This is a genomic window from Kosakonia sp. YIM B13571 (assembly GCF_042788095.1).
Taxonomy (GTDB): Bacteria; Pseudomonadota; Gammaproteobacteria; order Enterobacterales; family Enterobacteriaceae; genus Kosakonia; species Kosakonia quasisacchari.
In genome coordinates this window covers 41,163-56,845 of record NZ_JBHZPL010000007.1, presented here as the reverse complement: position 1 = coordinate 56,845, position 15,683 = coordinate 41,163, and the positions used below count along the sequence as shown (strand labels likewise).

At 55.4% G+C, this 15,683-nt stretch carries 18 protein-coding genes; 3 read left to right on the top strand and 15 right to left on the bottom strand.

Translation table 11 applies throughout. The annotated features are described in order from the left end of the window. Nucleotides 1-12: 12 nt before the first annotated feature. From pepB to trmJ, 10 genes are all read right to left on the bottom strand, one after another. Nucleotides 13-1,299, bottom strand: a complete 1,287-nt coding sequence (gene pepB, locus ACFX4O_RS16635; protein ID WP_380209900.1) for an aminopeptidase PepB — start codon at nt 1,297-1,299, stop codon at nt 13-15. Between the two features lie 60 nt (nt 1,300-1,359). After that, nucleotides 1,360-1,560, bottom strand: a complete 201-nt coding sequence (gene iscX / locus ACFX4O_RS16630) for a Fe-S cluster assembly protein IscX (protein WP_131406466.1) — start codon at nt 1,558-1,560, stop codon at nt 1,360-1,362. A gap of 1 nt (nt 1,561) precedes the next feature. Further along, entirely contained in the window at nt 1,562-1,897 is a 336-nt protein-coding gene (fdx, locus tag ACFX4O_RS16625) for an ISC system 2Fe-2S type ferredoxin (RefSeq protein ID WP_039079657.1), read from the bottom strand. A 1-nt stretch (nt 1,898) separates the two neighbouring features. Then, nucleotides 1,899-3,749 (bottom strand): Fe-S protein assembly chaperone HscA, encoded by a 1,851-nt coding sequence (gene hscA, locus ACFX4O_RS16620; RefSeq protein WP_380209898.1) that lies wholly within the window; start codon nt 3,747-3,749, stop codon nt 1,899-1,901. An 18-nt stretch (nt 3,750-3,767) separates the two neighbouring features. Further along, nucleotides 3,768-4,283 carry a co-chaperone HscB gene (hscB, locus tag ACFX4O_RS16615; RefSeq protein ID WP_380209896.1) on the bottom strand — a complete coding sequence of 172 codons (516 nt, stop codon included), beginning with the start codon at nt 4,281-4,283 and terminating at the stop codon, nt 3,768-3,770. A gap of 73 nt (nt 4,284-4,356) precedes the next feature. After that, on the bottom strand, nt 4,357-4,680 hold the full coding sequence (gene iscA / locus ACFX4O_RS16610; RefSeq protein ID WP_131406460.1) for an iron-sulfur cluster assembly protein IscA: 324 nt from the start codon (nt 4,678-4,680) through the stop codon (nt 4,357-4,359). 17 nt (nt 4,681-4,697) lie between these two features. Then, entirely contained in the window at nt 4,698-5,081 is a 384-nt protein-coding gene (gene iscU / locus ACFX4O_RS16605) for a Fe-S cluster assembly scaffold IscU (protein WP_131406458.1), read from the bottom strand. Nucleotides 5,082-5,107: 26 nt separating this feature from the next. Further along, nucleotides 5,108-6,322, bottom strand: coding sequence for a cysteine desulfurase (gene iscS / locus ACFX4O_RS16600; protein ID WP_131406456.1), 1,215 nt, complete (start codon nt 6,320-6,322; stop codon nt 5,108-5,110). Between the two features lie 117 nt (nt 6,323-6,439). Further along, entirely contained in the window at nt 6,440-6,931 is a 492-nt protein-coding gene (gene iscR, locus ACFX4O_RS16595) for a Fe-S cluster assembly transcriptional regulator IscR (RefSeq protein ID WP_131406454.1), read from the bottom strand. 190 nt (nt 6,932-7,121) lie between these two features. Further along, the gene (gene trmJ, locus ACFX4O_RS16590; protein WP_131406452.1) at nt 7,122-7,853 is read right to left on the bottom strand and encodes a tRNA (cytosine(32)/uridine(32)-2'-O)-methyltransferase TrmJ; all 732 of its coding nucleotides are present in this window, start codon (nt 7,851-7,853) and stop codon (nt 7,122-7,124) included. Between the two features lie 117 nt (nt 7,854-7,970). Here trmJ and suhB point away from each other — a divergent pair, with 117 nt between their 5' ends. Next, a complete protein-coding gene (suhB, locus tag ACFX4O_RS16585; RefSeq protein ID WP_131406450.1) occupies nt 7,971-8,774 on the top strand; it encodes an inositol-1-monophosphatase in 804 nt (267 codons plus the stop codon). A gap of 42 nt (nt 8,775-8,816) precedes the next feature. Here suhB and ACFX4O_RS16580 read toward each other — a convergent pair whose 3' ends face one another. Both ACFX4O_RS16580 and ACFX4O_RS16575 read right to left on the bottom strand, forming a co-directional pair. Next, a complete protein-coding gene (locus tag ACFX4O_RS16580) occupies nt 8,817-9,797 on the bottom strand; it encodes a nickel/cobalt transporter (protein WP_131406449.1) in 981 nt (326 codons plus the stop codon). Then, on the bottom strand, nt 9,788-10,426 hold the full coding sequence (locus ACFX4O_RS16575) for a DUF1007 family protein (RefSeq protein WP_131406448.1): 639 nt from the start codon (nt 10,424-10,426) through the stop codon (nt 9,788-9,790). Before ACFX4O_RS16575 ends, ACFX4O_RS16580 begins: the two co-directional genes overlap by 10 nt. A 124-nt stretch (nt 10,427-10,550) precedes the next feature. On the opposite strand from ACFX4O_RS16575, the gene csiE reads away from it, so the two are divergent. After that, a complete protein-coding gene (gene csiE, locus ACFX4O_RS16570) occupies nt 10,551-11,828 on the top strand; it encodes a stationary phase inducible protein CsiE (protein WP_380209893.1) in 1,278 nt (425 codons plus the stop codon). Here csiE and ACFX4O_RS16565 read toward each other — a convergent pair. Together ACFX4O_RS16565 and rcnR are read right to left on the bottom strand one after the other, a co-directional pair. Beyond that, nucleotides 11,825-12,967, bottom strand: coding sequence for a 3-phenylpropionate MFS transporter (locus ACFX4O_RS16565; protein WP_380209891.1), 1,143 nt, complete (start codon nt 12,965-12,967; stop codon nt 11,825-11,827). The genes csiE and ACFX4O_RS16565 overlap by 4 nt on opposite strands. Nucleotides 12,968-13,094: 127 nt before the next feature. Continuing rightward, nucleotides 13,095-13,367 carry a Ni(II)/Co(II)-binding transcriptional repressor RcnR gene (gene rcnR / locus ACFX4O_RS16560; RefSeq protein ID WP_017459019.1) on the bottom strand — a complete coding sequence of 91 codons (273 nt, stop codon included), beginning with the start codon at nt 13,365-13,367 and terminating at the stop codon, nt 13,095-13,097. A 143-nt stretch (nt 13,368-13,510) separates the two neighbouring features. On the opposite strand from rcnR, the gene ACFX4O_RS16555 reads away from it, so the two are divergent. Further along, complete coding sequence (locus tag ACFX4O_RS16555) at nt 13,511-14,380, top strand: nickel/cobalt efflux protein RcnA (RefSeq protein WP_131406445.1); 870 nt, start codon at nt 13,511-13,513, stop codon at nt 14,378-14,380. Nucleotides 14,381-14,426: 46 nt separating this feature from the next. On the opposite strand, the gene glyA is transcribed toward ACFX4O_RS16555, so the two are convergent. Next, nucleotides 14,427-15,680 carry a serine hydroxymethyltransferase gene (gene glyA / locus ACFX4O_RS16550; protein WP_131406444.1) on the bottom strand — a complete coding sequence of 418 codons (1,254 nt, stop codon included), beginning with the start codon at nt 15,678-15,680 and terminating at the stop codon, nt 14,427-14,429. Nucleotides 15,681-15,683: the final 3 nt, after the last annotated feature.

Here is a 15,683-nt window from a genome sequence, read left to right as displayed (position 1 = left end):
AGAGGAAAAAGATTACTTCGCGGTTAACAGATTCGCCAGGGTACGTACGCCAAGGCCGGTCGCCCCTGCGGCCCACTGCTCAACCGCCGCTTTACGATAGGTTGCTGAGCAGTCGATGTGCAGCCAGCCCTGCTGGTAGTTTTCAACAAAGTGCGACAGGAAACCGGCCGCCGTGCTCGCCCCCGCCGGGAAGGAACCGCCAGCGGTGTTGTTCAGTTCAGCGAAGTTAGACGGCAGTTGATTGCGATGGAACTCGGCCAGCGGCAAACGCCAGAACGGCTCGTTTTCCGCGCTCGCGCTGCTGAGCAAACGCCCGGCAAGCGCATCGTCAAAGCTGAACAGCGCGTGGTAATCATTGCCCAGCGCGGTTTTCGCCGCACCGGTCAGCGTCGCCGCATCGATAATCAGCTGCGGTTTCTGCGCAGAAGCGTCGATCAGGCCATCTGCCAGCACCAGGCGCCCTTCCGCATCGGTATTCATGATTTCGACGGTTTTACCGTTACGATAACGGATGATATCGCCCAGTTTGAAGGCGTTACCGCTAATCAGGTTATCCGCACAGCATAGGTACAATTTGATGCGTTTATCGAGGCCGCGATTGATAGCAAACGCCAGCGCACCGGTCACCAGCGCCGCACCTCCCATGTCGGATTTCATTGAATCCATTGAAGAAGTCGGCTTAATGCTGTAACCGCCGGAATCGAAGGTAATGCCTTTACCGACCAGCGCGGCATAAACCGGCGCATCCGGGTTACCGGTCGGGTTGAAGTCCAGCGCCAGTAGTACCGGCGGGCGCTCAGAACCACGGCCAACCGTATGCAGACCGAGATAGTTCTGCTCACGCAGATCTTCACCTTTGGTGATGCGGTAAGAGACGTTATCGCCGCCGACTTTGTACAACAGATCGACCGCGCGCTGCGCCAGTTGCTCCGGCCCCAGTTCTTCCGCCGGGGCGTTGATGGTGTCGCGCACCCAGTCGATCACCAGCAGGCGGCTATCCAGCTCTTTTTGCTCGGCGTCATTAAGCGGCGCCCACTCCACTTTGCGGGTGCCTTTCGGCCCTTTGTAACCGGCCCAGAACGCCCAGCTGCGATCCGCGTCCCAGCCTTCACCGCTCAGGGCAACATGCTTGATGCCCATGCCGTCGATTTTACGTGCGGCGCGTTGGATCAGGCCTACGTCATCTTTCCCGGTCAAATGCAGCGCGATGCCGTCGTTATTGATGCTGTAAGTGGCTTTTTCACCCCAGCGCGCGTCGGCGCTTTGCGTTGTCAGCGTAATTTTCATAGCTTCTGTCATTATTTTTATCCTTATGGCTGTTCATGAAAACGGGCCGCCCGAAGGCAGCCCGTTTGATGATTACGATGCTTCGTCTAACCAGACTAGCAGAATCGCTTCGAGAATTTTTTCATTCGATGCATTCGGATCATCGTCAAACTCTTCCAGCTCGCAGACCCACTGATGCATATCGGTGAAACGCACAGTTTTCGGATCCACGTCCGGGCGGCTGTCATACAGCGCCTCGCCGATTTCACGGCTATCGGTCCATTTCAGCCCCATATCAGTGCTCCCGCGCATGGTTGATGGTGTAGCGTGGAATTTCAACCACCAGATCTTCATCAGTCACGCGCGCCTGGCAACCTAAACGGCTCTCCGGCTCCAGACCCCACGCTTTATCCAGCATGTCGTCTTCGTCTTCGCTGCTTTCCGGCAACGAGTCAAAACCTTCACGAACCACGCAGTGGCAGGTGGTGCAGGCGCAGGATTTTTCGCAGGCATGCTCAATCTCAATTCCGCCGCGCAGGGCGACATCAAGAATGGTTTCACCGCTCTTAGCTTCCAGAACTGCGCCATCCGGACAGAGATCCTGATGAGGCAGAAAAACAATTTTAGGCATATTAAACCTCGTCGACGGAATGGCCTTTCAGCGCGGTACGTACGGATTGATCCATCCGGCGTGCGGCAAATTCCTGGGTTTGTTTATCTACATTTTTAATGGCTTGTTCTATCGCGTCGGTGTCATCGCCGTCAGCAACTGCGCGCAACTGCGCGACTGCGTTGTCGATCTCCGTACGCTCTGCGGCGCTTAACAGCGCGGCGTCAGCGGCAAGCGCACTGGCAAGGCTTTCCAGCACGCGCGCGGCTTCCACTTTCTGCTCCGCCAGCATGCGCGCTTTCACGTCTTGCTCGGCGAAACTCATGGAGTCTTTAATCATGTCGGCGATTTCGCCATCGGTCAGGCCGTAAGACGGTTTCACCTGAATGGAGGCTTCCACCCCGGTGGATTTCTCCATCGCGGTCACGCTAAGCAGCCCGTCAGCATCCACCTGGAAAGTGACGCGAATATGCGCCCCACCCGCTGGCATCGCCGGAATACCACGCAGCGCAAAACGCGCCAGTGAACGGCAGTCAGCCACCAGCTCACGCTCGCCCTGCATCACATGGATAGACATCGCGGTCTGGCCATCTTTGAAGGTGGTGAACTCCTGCGCGCGCGCCACCGGAATGGTGGTGTTACGCGGGATCACTTTTTCTACCAGGCCGCCCATGGTTTCCAGCCCAAGGGAGAGCGGAATGACGTCCAGCAGCAGCATTTCGCTGTCCGGCTTGTTACCGACCAGAATATCCGCCTGGATTGCCGCGCCAATCGCCACCACTTTATCCGGGTCAATTGACGTCAGCGGCATGCGGCCAAAGAACTCGCCCACCCGCTCACGCACCAGCGGCACACGCGTTGAGCCACCAACCATGACCACTTCCAGCACCTCTTGCGCTTCCACACCCGCATCTTTCAGCGCGCGGCGGCAAGAGAGTAAAGTGCGTTTGACCAGCGATGAAATCAACGCTTCAAACTCGGTACGTGCAATCGTTCCCTGCCAGCCCGCCACCTCAACGGTGACGCTGTCGGCATCGCTGAGGGCGATTTTTGCGGCAATCGCCGCATCCAGCAATTCGCGCTGTTGGCGCGCGTCGCTGCGATCGGTAATGCCCGCCTGTTCGCAAATGTAATCCGCCAGCAGATGGTCGAAATCGTCGCCACCGAGCGCGGAATCTCCGCCGGTTGCCAGCACTTCGAAAACGCCACGGCTCAGGCGCAAAATAGAGATATCAAAGGTGCCGCCGCCCAGGTCATAAACGGCAATCACGCCTTCTTTGCCGGAATCCAGACCGTAAGCGATAGCCGCAGCGGTCGGTTCGTTCAGCAGACGCAATACATGCAAGCCCGCCAGACGCGCCGCATCTTTAGTGCCCTGGCGTTGCGCGTCATCAAAATAGGCAGGAACGGTGATCACCACGCCGTCCAGATCGCCGGAAAGCGTCTCTTGCGCACGCGCGGCAAGGGCTTTGAGGATATCCGCAGAGACGCGAATCGGGTTAACCAGACCGCCACGTGTGACAATCATCGGCAGACCATTTTCGCTGGGCTGGAACTGCCACGGCAGGTGCGGGTAACGCGCCTGAATATCAGCCAGGCTGCGCCCCATCAGGCGTTTAACCGAACTGATGGTGTTCACTGAATCCAGCGCGGCGTTGGTGCGAGCGTCATAGCCGACAACATGGCTGTCGGCCTGGTAGTTAACTACCGAGGGCAGCAGGTGGCGTCCGGCGCTGTCGGCCAGCGTTTCCGCCTGCCCGCTGCGCACGGTGGCAACCAATGAATTGGTGGTGCCGAGGTCGATCCCCACCGCCAAACGACGCTGGTGCGGCGCGGCGCTCAGACCGGGCTCACTGATTTGTAATAAGGCCATGATGTGCTTCCAAAAAAATTAAAAACCGAGCAGTTTTTCTTCGAGTTGTTCTGTTGCGCTGCGCAGTTTATCGAGAAAACGCAGTTTACGCACGGTATCCGCCGCCGCATCCCACGTCTGGCTATCTAATTGCTCCACCATTTGCCGATGGCGCGTGTCATACATCCCTTTCACACGCTGTTGAAATGCTTCCAGGCGAGCCGCATCTTGCGCTTTTTCAATCTCGTCCAGTTCTTCACGCAGCTCAAGCTGCTCCATCAAGAAGGCGGTATCACGCACCGTGTGCTGCTCGGAGGCTAAATCAAAACCGTGCAGCGACAGCAAATATTCTGCGCGCGTTAGCGGGTTGCGCAGCGTTTGCCATGCCTGATTAATGGTAGCGGATTGCTGGACGGCAGCCAGTTGCTCCGCCTGTGGGCGGTTCGCAAAGCGGTCCGGGTGGAACTGACGTTGCAGATCCTGGAAACGTGTCACCAGCGCCTGAACATCGAGCGAATAGTGGGCCGGCAACCCAAAGAGGGTGAAGTAATCCATAACAATTCCGGGTATGCAATCGAAACAAACCCCACGCGCAGGACGCTGCGGTGGGGTCATCGGATGGTGGCGATTAAACGTTGAAGCTTTCGCCGCAACCGCACTCGTCTTTGACGTTCGGGTTGGTAAATTTAAACCCTTCGTTCAGGCCTTCTTTTACGAAGTCCAGTTGAGTGCCGTCGAGGAATTGCAGGCTTTTGCCGTCAACCACTACCTTCACGCCTTTGTCTTCAAACACCGTGTCTTCTTCGTTCGGTGCATCGACAAATTCAAGGACATAAGCCATACCAGAACAACCGGAGGTTCTTACCCCCAGACGCAGACCAAACCCTTTACCACGGTTGGTCAGGAAGGTATTGACTCGCGCGGCAGCACTGTCGCTCAGGCTAATGGACATGACAACAACCTCCCGCCTTATTTCGCTTCTTGTTTGCTTTTGTAATCCGCAATCGCGGCTTTGATCGCATCTTCCGCCAGGATAGAACAGTGAATTTTCACCGGCGGGAGTTCCAGCTCTTCAGCGATATCGGTGTTTTTAATCGCCTGCGCTTCGTCCAGAGACTTGCCTTTCACCCACTCGGTGACCAGCGAGCTGGAAGCGATTGCAGAGCCGCAACCGTAAGTTTTAAAACGCGCGTCTTCGATAATGCCTTTATCGTTAACTTTGATCTGCAGTTTCATCACGTCGCCGCACGCCGGTGCGCCAACCATGCCGCTACCAACGGTGTTGTCGTTGTCGAACGAGCCAACATTGCGCGGGTTTTCATAGTGATCGATTACTTTTTCGCTATAAGCCATTTTTTCTTCTCCTGCTTGCGCAACAATTAATGATGAGCCCATTCGATGGTGGTCAAATCCACGCCCTGTTTGAACATTTCCCACAGCGGAGAGAGTTCACGCAGACGGCCGATGGATTTGCGTACCAGCGCGATGGTGTAATCAATTTCTTCTTCGGTGGTAAAACGACCTAAAGAGAAACGGATGGAGCTGTGCGCCAGCTCATCATTCATGCCCAGTGCGCGCAGCACGTAGGACGGTTCCAGGCTTGCAGACGTACAGGCAGAGCCGGAGGACACAGCCAGGTCTTTCAGCGCCATGATCAGCGACTCGCCTTCAACGTAGTTAAAGCTGACGTTGAGAATGTTCGGTGCGCCATGTTCGAGATCGCCGTTCAGATAAACTTCTTCGATGTCGTTGATGCCGTTCCACAGACGGCTACGCAGGCCGCGCAGACGTTCCATTTCGCTCGCCATCTCTTCTTTCGCGATGCGGTACGCTTCGCCCATGCCAACGATCTGGTGAACTGGCAGGGTGCCGGAACGCATGCCGCGCTCATGACCGCCGCCGTGCATCTGCGCTTCAATACGCACACGCGGTTTACGCTGAACATACAGTGCGCCAATGCCTTTCGGTCCATAAATTTTATGAGCGGAGAAGGACATCAGATCAACTTTCAACTGGCTCAGGTCGATAGGCAGCTTGCCGACGCTCTGGGTGGCGTCAACATGGTAGATAATGCCGCGCGCACGGCACATTTCGCCGATTGCCGCGATATCCTGCACCACGCCGATTTCGTTGTTCACGTGCATGATGGAAACGAGGATGGTGTCTTCACGCATCGCCGCTTCCAGCTCTTTCAGATCGATAATGCCGTTGCGTTGCGGGGCGAGATAGGTCACTTCGAAACCTTCGCGCTCCAGCTGACGGCAGGTGTCCAGCACGGCTTTGTGTTCGGTTTTGCTGGTGATAATGTGCTTGCCTTTTTTCTGATAAAAGTTGGCTGCACCTTTGATCGCCAGGTTATCGGATTCGGTTGCACCGGAAGTGAAGACGATTTCACGCGGGTCCGCACCAACCAGTTCTGCAATCTGGTTACGGGCGATATCTACCGCTTCTTCAGCCTGCCAGCCAAAACGGTGAGAACGGGAAGCAGGGTTACCAAAGGTCCCGTCCAGGGTCAGAAACTGCATCATTTTCTCGGCAACACGCGGATCCACCGGCGTGGTTGCGGAGTAATCGAGATAGATCGGTAATTTCATTGCTCTTTAAACTCCGTACATCGCTCTAATGCAAGGAATCAGGCAACCGGCTGGATGTACGACCGCGTTAACAGGGCACTGTTTTGTGCCCTGGCCCGATTCTGAATTCTGTTTTTATTATGCGCGCAGTTTGACGTCGATAGCGTCTTGACCGCGGGTGTTGCGATGGGATTCGTTACTGTGCTGACGATCGGACACATCAAGGATTTCCTGGTTGTTCACCAGTTCGCCCAGCGTGATGTTGTTTAAGAAACCGGTCAGACGGTCGCTCAGATCGCGCCACAGCGCATGGGTCAGGCACTTATCGCCACCCTGGCAGCCGCTTTTACCCTGGCAGCGGGTTGCGTCTACTGATTCGTCAACCGCGCTAATTACTTCGCCAACGGCAATGGTATTTGCGTCTTTACCCAGCAGGTAACCGCCGCCCGGACCACGTACGCTGGCGACTAAGCCATTTTTACGCAGACGGGAGAACAACTGCTCCAGGTAGGAGAGGGAAATTCCCTGACGCTCGGAAATATCAGCCAACGGAACCGGGCCCGCTTCGGAGTTGAGTGCAACGTCCAGCATTGCGGTCACGGCATAACGCCCTTTAGATGTCAGTCTCATGTCTTACAAGCCTCAAACTCGCCCCTGCCCGGGGTGTATTATTAATATGTTAATGTTGCATAGCAGACGCAAGTCTGACATTCCCGACTAAATTGGTCAACTATTTAGTTGACTGTTTTAGTCAGGTATTTGTCGTTTAGTGCTTTCATAGAGTTAGGCTGAAAAAAGGGCATTTACCCGGTTCCACGCGTTACTCTTTATACTTCTGTTCGATCGACGCCAGGATGCCGCGCAGGATATTAAGCTCCTGGCTTTCCGGGCGGGCGCGGGTAAACAAACGGCGCAATTTGTTCATCACCTGACCGGGATGGTTTTCACGAATAAAACCGGTCGCCAGCAGGGTTTGTTCCAGATGCCCGTAAAAGCGCTCAAGATCGTCGACCAGCGGGTACGGCGTCTCTTCGTGCTCAACCGCCGGGGCATTGCTCTCTTGTGCGGCCAGCCAGGCCATACGCACTTCATAGGCGATAACCTGAACCGCCATCGCCAGGTTCAGCGAGCTGTATTCCGGGTTAGCAGCAATCGCCACGTGGTAATGGCACTTTTGCAGTTCATCATTGGTCAGGCCAACGCGTTCGCGGCCAAACACCAGCGCGACCGGCGCGTGTTCCGCTTCCGCAACACTTTTCAGCCCGCATTCACGTGGATCAAGCATCGGCCACGGCAGCGTACGGGAACGCGCGCTGGTACCAACAACCAGGCTGCAACCGGCGAGCGCTTCATCCAGCGTGTCGACGATTTGCGCATTGCCAATCACATCACTGGCACCTGCGGCCAGCGCGATAGCCTGTGAATCCGGTTTTACCAGCGGGTTCACCAACCAGAGATTCGTCAAACCCATTGTTTTCATTGCACGAGCCACAGAGCCCATGTTGCCGGTGTGGGAGGTTTCCACCAGTACGATTCGAATATTTTGCAGCATAGATTTTCAACGGCTAAAGAATATTCGCGCATATTATCATAAAGCAAAGACATAATCCGAATTCGCTGCTATGATATGCGCCGTTTTCCGTTCTTTAACATCCAGTGAGAGAGACCGATGCATCCGATGCTGAACATCGCCGTGCGTGCTGCGCGCAAGGCGGGTAATTTAATTGCCAAAAACTACGAAACCCCTGACACCGTAGAAACCAGCCAGAAAGGCAGCAATGATTTCGTGACTAATATTGATAAAGCAGCCGAAGCGCTGATTATCGAAACAATCCGCAAATCTTACCCGCAACACACCATCATCACCGAAGAGAGTGGTGAGCACGAAGGCGCTGACCAGGATGTACAATGGGTTATCGATCCACTGGATGGCACCACCAACTTCATCAAACGCTTGCCGCACTTCGCGGTATCCATCGCCGTACGAATCAAAGGCCGCACAGAAGTCGCTGTGGTTTACGATCCTATGCGTAACGAACTGTTCACCGCTACTCGCGGTCAGGGCGCACAGCTAAACGGCTACCGTCTGCGCGGCAGCACCGCTCGCGATCTGGATGGCACTATTCTGGCGACCGGTTTCCCGTTCAAAGCCAAACAGCACGCCACAACTTATATCAACATCGTGGGCAAACTGTTCACCGAATGTGCGGATTTCCGCCGCACAGGTTCCGCTGCGTTGGATTTGGCCTACGTTGCCGCAGGCCGCGTGGATGGTTTCTTCGAAATCGCGCTGAAACCGTGGGATTTCGCCGCAGGCGAACTGCTGGTGCGTGAAGCCGGCGGCCTGGTGTGTGATTTCACCGGTGGTCATAACTACATGATGTCCGGCAACATCGTGGCGGGTAACCCGCGCGTCGTTAAATCGATGCTGGCGAATATGCGCGATGAGCTAAGCGACGCGCTGAAACGCTAAGTCAGACTGTGCCCGGCGGTGGTTCGCCGCCACCGGGCACTATCAAAACGGTCGTAATCCGCCGCCCGGCGGTAACGCACTGATCCACATCACTACCGACGCGCTAATTAACAACACACCACCGGCCAGAGCCAGCGTGGTCCAGCCGACCTGCCGCCACAATACCGGCGCACGATCCCCGCTTAATTTCACCGCCAGTTGGCGAAAACCATGCACCAGCAACGCCAGCGAACTGATGGTCAGCGACGTTCCGACCGCCATTGCCAGCGCGGATGCCACACCCCAGCTAAATACGCCAATCACTTTACTGAACAGCAGCACCATAATCGCACCGGAACAGGGGCGCATCCCCATCGACAAAACAATCATCAGCCGCGCGCGCCAGTCCTCACCGCTCTGCAACTGCGATGGTGTGGGTAAATGCTGATGACCGCAACCACAGCCTTCGTGATGCACATGGTGCGCCGTAAAGGCGCGAAATTTCGGTGTTTGTACAAGAGCACGCAGCTTTTTCAACGCTCGCCAGCACAAAAGCCCTCCCAGCATTCCCACCAGTAAGTAACTGCCCTTCTCCAGCCAGTAACCGCTTAAATGCAACTGCCGTGCTGGCAGCGCCAAAATACTCAGCACAACCACCACCAACGCAATCGCCACCAGCCCCTGCAATAATGAAGAGGCCAGCGTTAACCCAATCGCAGATTTCAGTTTTGATGGGTGCGTGGCAAGCCAGGTGGTGATCACCACTTTGCCGTGCCCCGGCCCGAGCGCATGCAGCACGCCATAAGCAAAGCTGAACAGCAGCAGCGCCCCACCCGCCTGATGCGGATTTTCTGCCACCGCTTTCAGTAAGCTGCTCATTTTCATATTCACATCGCGCTGCCAGATAGCGCTTTTCACCATCACCTGCGGCCAGATCTGCCACAGCCACAATGCGGCGACCAGCGCGCATCCCATGAAGAGCAGTAGCGGCCACCAGTGCAATAAGCGTCGTTTTCGCGCTACCGCGCTCAACATCACGGACATGTCAGCGTTACCGTCTGGGCAAATTGTTTTCCGAGTTCCATGTCTTCCTCCGGCGCGTCGGCTTTATCCAGCGACTGGGCGTAATTCAGCACCTCTTCCCCAGGTTTGGGGGTTTGCATTGCCAGTTTACAGCCCTGTGGCGCAGCATCAGGCAATGTCGCGTCACTCTCTTTTGCGTAACTCATATCAACAAAATAGGTGGGATCGAAGGTTGAAAAAGTATACAGCTGGCCGCTGAGCGACTGCGGTTCGGCAAGCGGCAAAATAAATGTCAGCACCGCCTGGTGCGCGACCCGTTCCATGCCATATTCCGTGGGCCGATTAAGAAACTTCACTTTCTGCCCGTGATGCCAGACTTCGGTGAAATAGTGCTGGCCGAGTACGTTCGCCATCACTTCCGCCGCCAGCTTTTTCCAGATCACATCGCCGGGTTTTGCATTTCCGGCGTCGTACAGCAGGTCCGCCGACGTTATTTCGTCCATCGTCCAGCGCATTTTCAGCCCGGTGAACTGCCCGTTATCAACCAAAACTTGCGTTTTCATGCGGATAAAACTGTGCGGATGCGCCATCACTGAAAACGATAAAAGCGCGAGAAACAGGCCACTGGTGCATTGTTTAACTGCTTGCATGTATTCCTCACGTGAAAAATTCTGTGATGTTCTCCGGCAATCCTGAAGGAAAGAGCTGCCGCTGCGCTATCGCTGAGCATACCTTTAACTACGCTTATCAAAAACCCTAACTGGAACCTGACAGATGACTATTGTAATGACACCGCCATCTGCTCTCTCCAGTCCGCAGCGCCGCTGCCAGGTGCTTTTGATGCTCGCTTTGCCGGGGCAACATGTCACCATGGAACATATCAGCGCGATGAATGGAGTAGACGACGCCGTGGCTCGCCGGGATATCGCTGAAATGCAAAGTGAAATTCAGCGCTACCACCGGCTTTCTATCGTCCCCCACCCTCACGGCGGCTTTCGGATTGAGGGCACTCCGCTCGATCAACGCCTGTGCCTGTTGCACTGGCTTCGCCGTGCGCTGCGACTGTGTCCGCAATTTATCACGCAACAGTTTACCCCAGCGTTAAAAACCGCACTTAAACAGCAAGGCATTGCCCGAACGTTATACGACGATACCAATCTGCTGGCGTTAATTAACCTCTGTTCGCGCCGCCTGCAACGCGCCTTTGAATGCCGGGATATGCAATTTCTGCGTCTCTATTTGCAATATTGTTTACTGCAACATCACCAGGGACATACGCCGGAATTTAATCCGGTTCAACAAGAGTGGGCGCAAATGCGCGCCGAGTATCAGGTGGCACAGGAGATTGTGCGCCACTGGCAGCGCCGCGTTGTCGACTATCCGCAGGAGAATGAGCACCTGTTTTTGTCGCTGTTGTTTATGCTGGTGCGCACGCCCGATCCGCTGCGTGACCAGCAACACCAGGATCGCCGTCTGCAAAAAGCCATCCGCCGGATGATCGCCCGTTTTCACGCTCTGGCGGGGTTGCGCTTCAGCAACGAGCAGGGTTTAAGCGCCCAGCTCTATATTCACATTGCCCAAGCGCTGGATCGCAGCTTGTTCGGCATTGGCATTGATAACAGCTTGCCCGACGAGATCAACCAGCTTTACCCGCGCCTGATGCGAACCACCCGCGATGCATTGCAGGAGCTGGAAGACGAGTACGATTTGCGCTTAAGCGATGAAGAGGCCGGGCTGGTGGCGGTCATTTTCGGCGCCTGGCTGATGCAAGACAGCGATCTGCATGAGAAACAGGTGGTGTTGATTACTGGCGAAGACAGTACGCGCGAACAGCAGATTGAGCAGCAACTGCGTGAATTAACGCTGCTGCCGCTCAGTATTAAATATTTGCCGCTGGCGGAATTTCGTAAGGCCGGTGCCCCGAAAGACGTGACGTTGATTATCACGCCTTACACTACGCCGCTGCCGTTGTTTTCACCGCCGTTAATTCACACTGACGGGCCGCTGAGCGGGCAACAGCAGCGGCATATTCGCGACATGCTGGAAAGTTAGCCAGCCTGCACGGCGACTTTCGGGCGCAGGAACAGCGCCGGAATGGCCAGCACGGCCATGACAAAAAACAGCCCCTGATGCAGATGTTCAAACAGGAAACCGGCAATCATGGTCATCAGCGCAATACTGCCGCCCATCGCGACCGCTGAATAGACCGCTTGCAAGCGGATAACTTCGCTGCCCTGCCGCGCCGAGATATAGCGCATCGCGGCCAGATGGCAAACGGTGAACGTGCCGCAGTGCAGGATCTGCGCAATAATCAGCCACGGAAGCTCGGTCGTCCAGCCCATCAGGCTCCAGCGTACCAACCCGCAGACGGTGGAAAGCAGCAGCAGATCGCGCGCACTGAAGCGGCGGAACAGCCGGTTGCTGAGCGCGAAAATCACCACTTCTGCCACCACGCCTAACGACCACAAATACCCCACGGTTGAAGCAGAATACCCCTCCGACTGCCAGTAAATGGCGCTGAAGCCGTAATAGGCTGCATGTGCGCCTTGTAGCAGCGACACGCAGGCGAGGAAACGCCAGTTCTGCGCAATCAGTACCCGCCATGCCTGCCAACCTGCGCCGTCCTGCTGGCGATTTTCACCCTGCGGCAAAATGGAAGGACGCAGCAGCATCCCCAGCAACATGGATGCCGCGCCCAGCGTCAGCAGCGCCAGAATCGACTGGTAATCAAACAGGCTCACCAGTTTGCCGGTCAACGCCGAACCAATCACAAAAGCAATCGATCCCCACAGCCGCACGCGGCCGTAATCCATAGGAAACTGTTTCTGCCAGGTACCCGCCAGCGCATCGGTGAGCGGCACCAGCGGCGAAAAGAAGAGGTTGAAACCAATGATAATGACCGCCAGCCAGGCCACATGAGTTCCGGAGTGAAAAGCCAGCGCGAACAGCAGTGTCGCCAGCGCCAGTACGCGCAGAGCCGTAATCAAGCGGGAAGGATCGCTCACGCGTGGGGCGATGAAAAGGCTGCCAAGAAAACGGGCGACAAGACCGGCACCAAGCAGCATACCGATGATTTCCGGGGTCAGCCCCACGCCTTTGAGCCAGACGCTCCAGAAAGGTAAAAAGATGCCGTAGCTAAAAAAGTAGGTGAAATAAGCGAGCGCCAGCCAGCGCGTGGACTGCAAGACCATGATTTCCTCCTGAATGGAGGCGATAGTCTGGCGATAAATAACAGGGCTGGCAAGTAACAATCAGGCAACACATGCGCTTACCCAATGTTTGCTGGCGAATATCAGCATCCAGGCTGCTCGCCGTTGCTTAGCGGATATAAGAATCGAGAACGCTCAGCACTACATCCAGATCCGCTTCACGCTTAATTTCGTCGTTCTCATGCACGATATGATCGGTTAGATGCCCTTTGATAACCTCGCGCATTAACCCGTTTACTGCGCCACGGATCGCCGCGATTTGCTGCAAAACCTGGGCGCATTCATGGGGCTCGTCGAGCATTTTTTTCAGCGCGGCAACCTGCCCTTCTATTTTGCTCGCCCGCGCTTTTAGCTTTTTCTTGTCCCGGATGGTGTGCGACATACAGACCTCAAATCGACCGTGCTTAAACGAACTTTAGCATACCATGCATCAACTGGGGGGGAGTTTATTTCTACTGGGGGGTAGTATTTTTTACTGGGGGGGAGTAGATTTGAGCGCACAAATTGTTACCGAGAATTATTCTCATGAATGACTTCACCATGCTTTTTCAGCAAGGGAATGCCTGGTTTTTTATTCCAAGCGCTATCCTGCTCGGCGCGCTGCACGGCCTCGAACCGGGGCACTCAAAAACAATGATGGCCGCATTTATCATCGCCATCAAAGGCACTGTTAAACAGGCCGTGATGCTGGGTCTCGCCGCCACGCTGTCGCACACGGTGGTGGTGTGGCTGATTGCGCTCGGAGGCATGTATCTCAGCAACCAATTCACCGCGCAAGCCGTTGAACCCTGGCTGCAAATGGTGTCTGCGGTGGTCATCTTTGGTACGGCGGTGTGGATGTTCCTGCGCACCTGGCAAGGTGAACGTTCGTGGCTCGCCGGGCATCATCACCACCACGATCATGACCACAGCCACGCGCATCGCGCGCCCAGCATGGTGCTTCAACCCGTTACACACGCCCGAGTTACCGCACAGCCAACAATTCTGTCGCTGCGTAAAGTGACCAAAGAGGAGGAGTATCAGGATGCGCACGAGCGGGCGCACGCGCGGGATATTGAGCGGCGTTTTACCGGCGGTGAAGTGACAAACGGGCAGATCCTGCTATTTGGTTTAACTGGCGGCCTCATCCCCTGCCCGGCGGCTATCACTATTTTGCTGATCTGTATTCAATTGAAAGCCATCACGTTGGGCGCAACGCTGGTAGTCAGCTTCAGTATTGGTCTCGCACTGACACTGGTTGCGGTTGGCGTTGGCGCGGCAATCAGCGTACAGCAAGCGGCAAAACGCTGGTCTGGATTCAACACCCTGGCGCGTAAGGCGCCCTATTTTTCCAGTGCGCTTATCGCACTTGTCGGCATTTATATGGGTATTCACGGTTATAGCGCACTGCAATAAGGCATAAAAAAACCCGCCGCAGCGGGTTTTTCAGACCTGAATAAATTTATGCGTAAACCGGGAAGCGGGCGCAGATATCCAGAACTTTCTGTTTAGTGCGCTCAATAACAGCTTCGTCATTGATGCTATCCAGCACGTCACACATCCAGCCAGCCAGTTCCTTCACTTCCGCTTCTTTGAAGCCACGACGAGTGACCGCCGGGCTACCGATACGGATACCGGAGGTAACAAACGGGCTCTTCGGATCGTTCGGCACGCTGTTTTTGTTCACGGTGATGTTCGCACGGCCCAGCGCGGCATCCGCTTCTTTACCGGTCAGGTTCTTATCAACCAGGTCCAGCAGGAACAGGTGGTTTTCAGTACCGCCAGACACCACTTTGTAGCCACGGTTCAGGAACACTTCCACCATCGCTTTGGCGTTTTTGGCAACCTGCTGCTGATAAACTTTAAACTCTGGCTCCATCGCTTCTTTCAGTGCCACCGCTTTTGCCGCGATAACGTGCATCAGCGGGCCGCCCTGCGCGCTTGGGAAAACAGCGGAGTTCAGCTTTTTGTACAGCTCTTCGTCACCGCCTTTCGCCAGGATCAGACCACCGCGCGGACCCGCCAGGGTTTTATGGGTGGTGGTGGTCACAACGTGCGCATGCGGAACCGGGTTCGGGTAAACGCCAGCGGCAATCAGACCCGCAACGTGTGCCATGTCAACGAACAGGTAAGCACCGATGCTGTCGGCGATTTCACGCATTTTTGCCCAGTCAACGATACCGGAGTAAGCAGAGAAACCACCGATAATCATCTTCGGTTTATGCTCTTTCGCCTGCTTCGCCATGTCTTCGTAGTCAATTTTACCGGACTCATCAATACCGTAAGGGATGATGTTGTACAGTTTGCCAGAGAAGTTAACCGGGGAGCCGTGAGTCAGGTGACCGCCCTGCGCCAGGTTCATACCCAGAACGGTATCGCCCGGTTGCAGCAGCGCAGTGTAGACCGCGAAGTTCGCCTGTGAACCGGAGTGCGGCTGTACGTTCGCGTAGTCAGCGCCAAACAGCTCTTTCGCGCGATCAATCGCCAGTTGTTCAACGATATCCACATACTCGCAACCGCCGTAGTAGCGTTTGCCCGGGTAGCCTTCGGCGTATTTGTTCGTCAGCTGAGAACCTTGAGCCTGCATTACACGCGGGCTGGTGTAGTTTTCGGAGGCGATCAGTTCAATGTGTTCTTCCTGACGTACTTTTTCCTGCTCCATAGCCTGCCACAGTTCGGCATCATAATCGGCAATGTTCATTTCACGCTTTAACATCCG

Bases quoted from the DNA above. Each gene is read 5' to 3' on its own strand.
- pepB (WP_380209900.1), bottom strand. From the start codon at position 1,299: ATGACAGAAGCTATGAAAATTACGCTGACAACGCAAAGCGCCGACGCG.
- iscX (WP_131406466.1), bottom strand. From the start codon at position 1,560: ATGGGGCTGAAATGGACCGATAGCCGTGAAATCGGCGAGGCGCTGTAT.
- fdx (WP_039079657.1), bottom strand. From the start codon at position 1,897: ATGCCTAAAATTGTTTTTCTGCCTCATCAGGATCTCTGTCCGGATGGC.
- hscA (WP_380209898.1), bottom strand. From the start codon at position 3,749: ATGGCCTTATTACAAATCAGTGAGCCCGGTCTGAGCGCCGCGCCGCAC.
- hscB (WP_380209896.1), bottom strand. From the start codon at position 4,283: ATGGATTACTTCACCCTCTTTGGGTTGCCGGCCCACTATTCGCTCGAT.
- iscA (WP_131406460.1), bottom strand. From the start codon at position 4,680: ATGTCCATTAGCCTGAGCGACAGTGCTGCCGCGCGAGTCAATACCTTC.
- iscU (WP_131406458.1), bottom strand. From the start codon at position 5,081: ATGGCTTATAGCGAAAAAGTAATCGATCACTATGAAAACCCGCGCAAT.
- iscS (WP_131406456.1), bottom strand. From the start codon at position 6,322: ATGAAATTACCGATCTATCTCGATTACTCCGCAACCACGCCGGTGGAT.
- iscR (WP_131406454.1), bottom strand. From the start codon at position 6,931: ATGAGACTGACATCTAAAGGGCGTTATGCCGTGACCGCAATGCTGGAC.
- trmJ (WP_131406452.1), bottom strand. From the start codon at position 7,853: ATGCTGCAAAATATTCGAATCGTACTGGTGGAAACCTCCCACACCGGC.
- suhB (WP_131406450.1), top strand. From the start codon at position 7,971: ATGCATCCGATGCTGAACATCGCCGTGCGTGCTGCGCGCAAGGCGGGT.
- ACFX4O_RS16580 (WP_131406449.1), bottom strand. From the start codon at position 9,797: ATGTCCGTGATGTTGAGCGCGGTAGCGCGAAAACGACGCTTATTGCAC.
- ACFX4O_RS16575 (WP_131406448.1), bottom strand. From the start codon at position 10,426: ATGCAAGCAGTTAAACAATGCACCAGTGGCCTGTTTCTCGCGCTTTTA.
- csiE (WP_380209893.1), top strand. From the start codon at position 10,551: ATGACTATTGTAATGACACCGCCATCTGCTCTCTCCAGTCCGCAGCGC.
- ACFX4O_RS16565 (WP_380209891.1), bottom strand. From the start codon at position 12,967: ATGGTCTTGCAGTCCACGCGCTGGCTGGCGCTCGCTTATTTCACCTAC.
- rcnR (WP_017459019.1), bottom strand. From the start codon at position 13,367: ATGTCGCACACCATCCGGGACAAGAAAAAGCTAAAAGCGCGGGCGAGC.
- ACFX4O_RS16555 (WP_131406445.1), top strand. From the start codon at position 13,511: ATGAATGACTTCACCATGCTTTTTCAGCAAGGGAATGCCTGGTTTTTT.
- glyA (WP_131406444.1), bottom strand. From the start codon at position 15,680: ATGTTAAAGCGTGAAATGAACATTGCCGATTATGATGCCGAACTGTGG.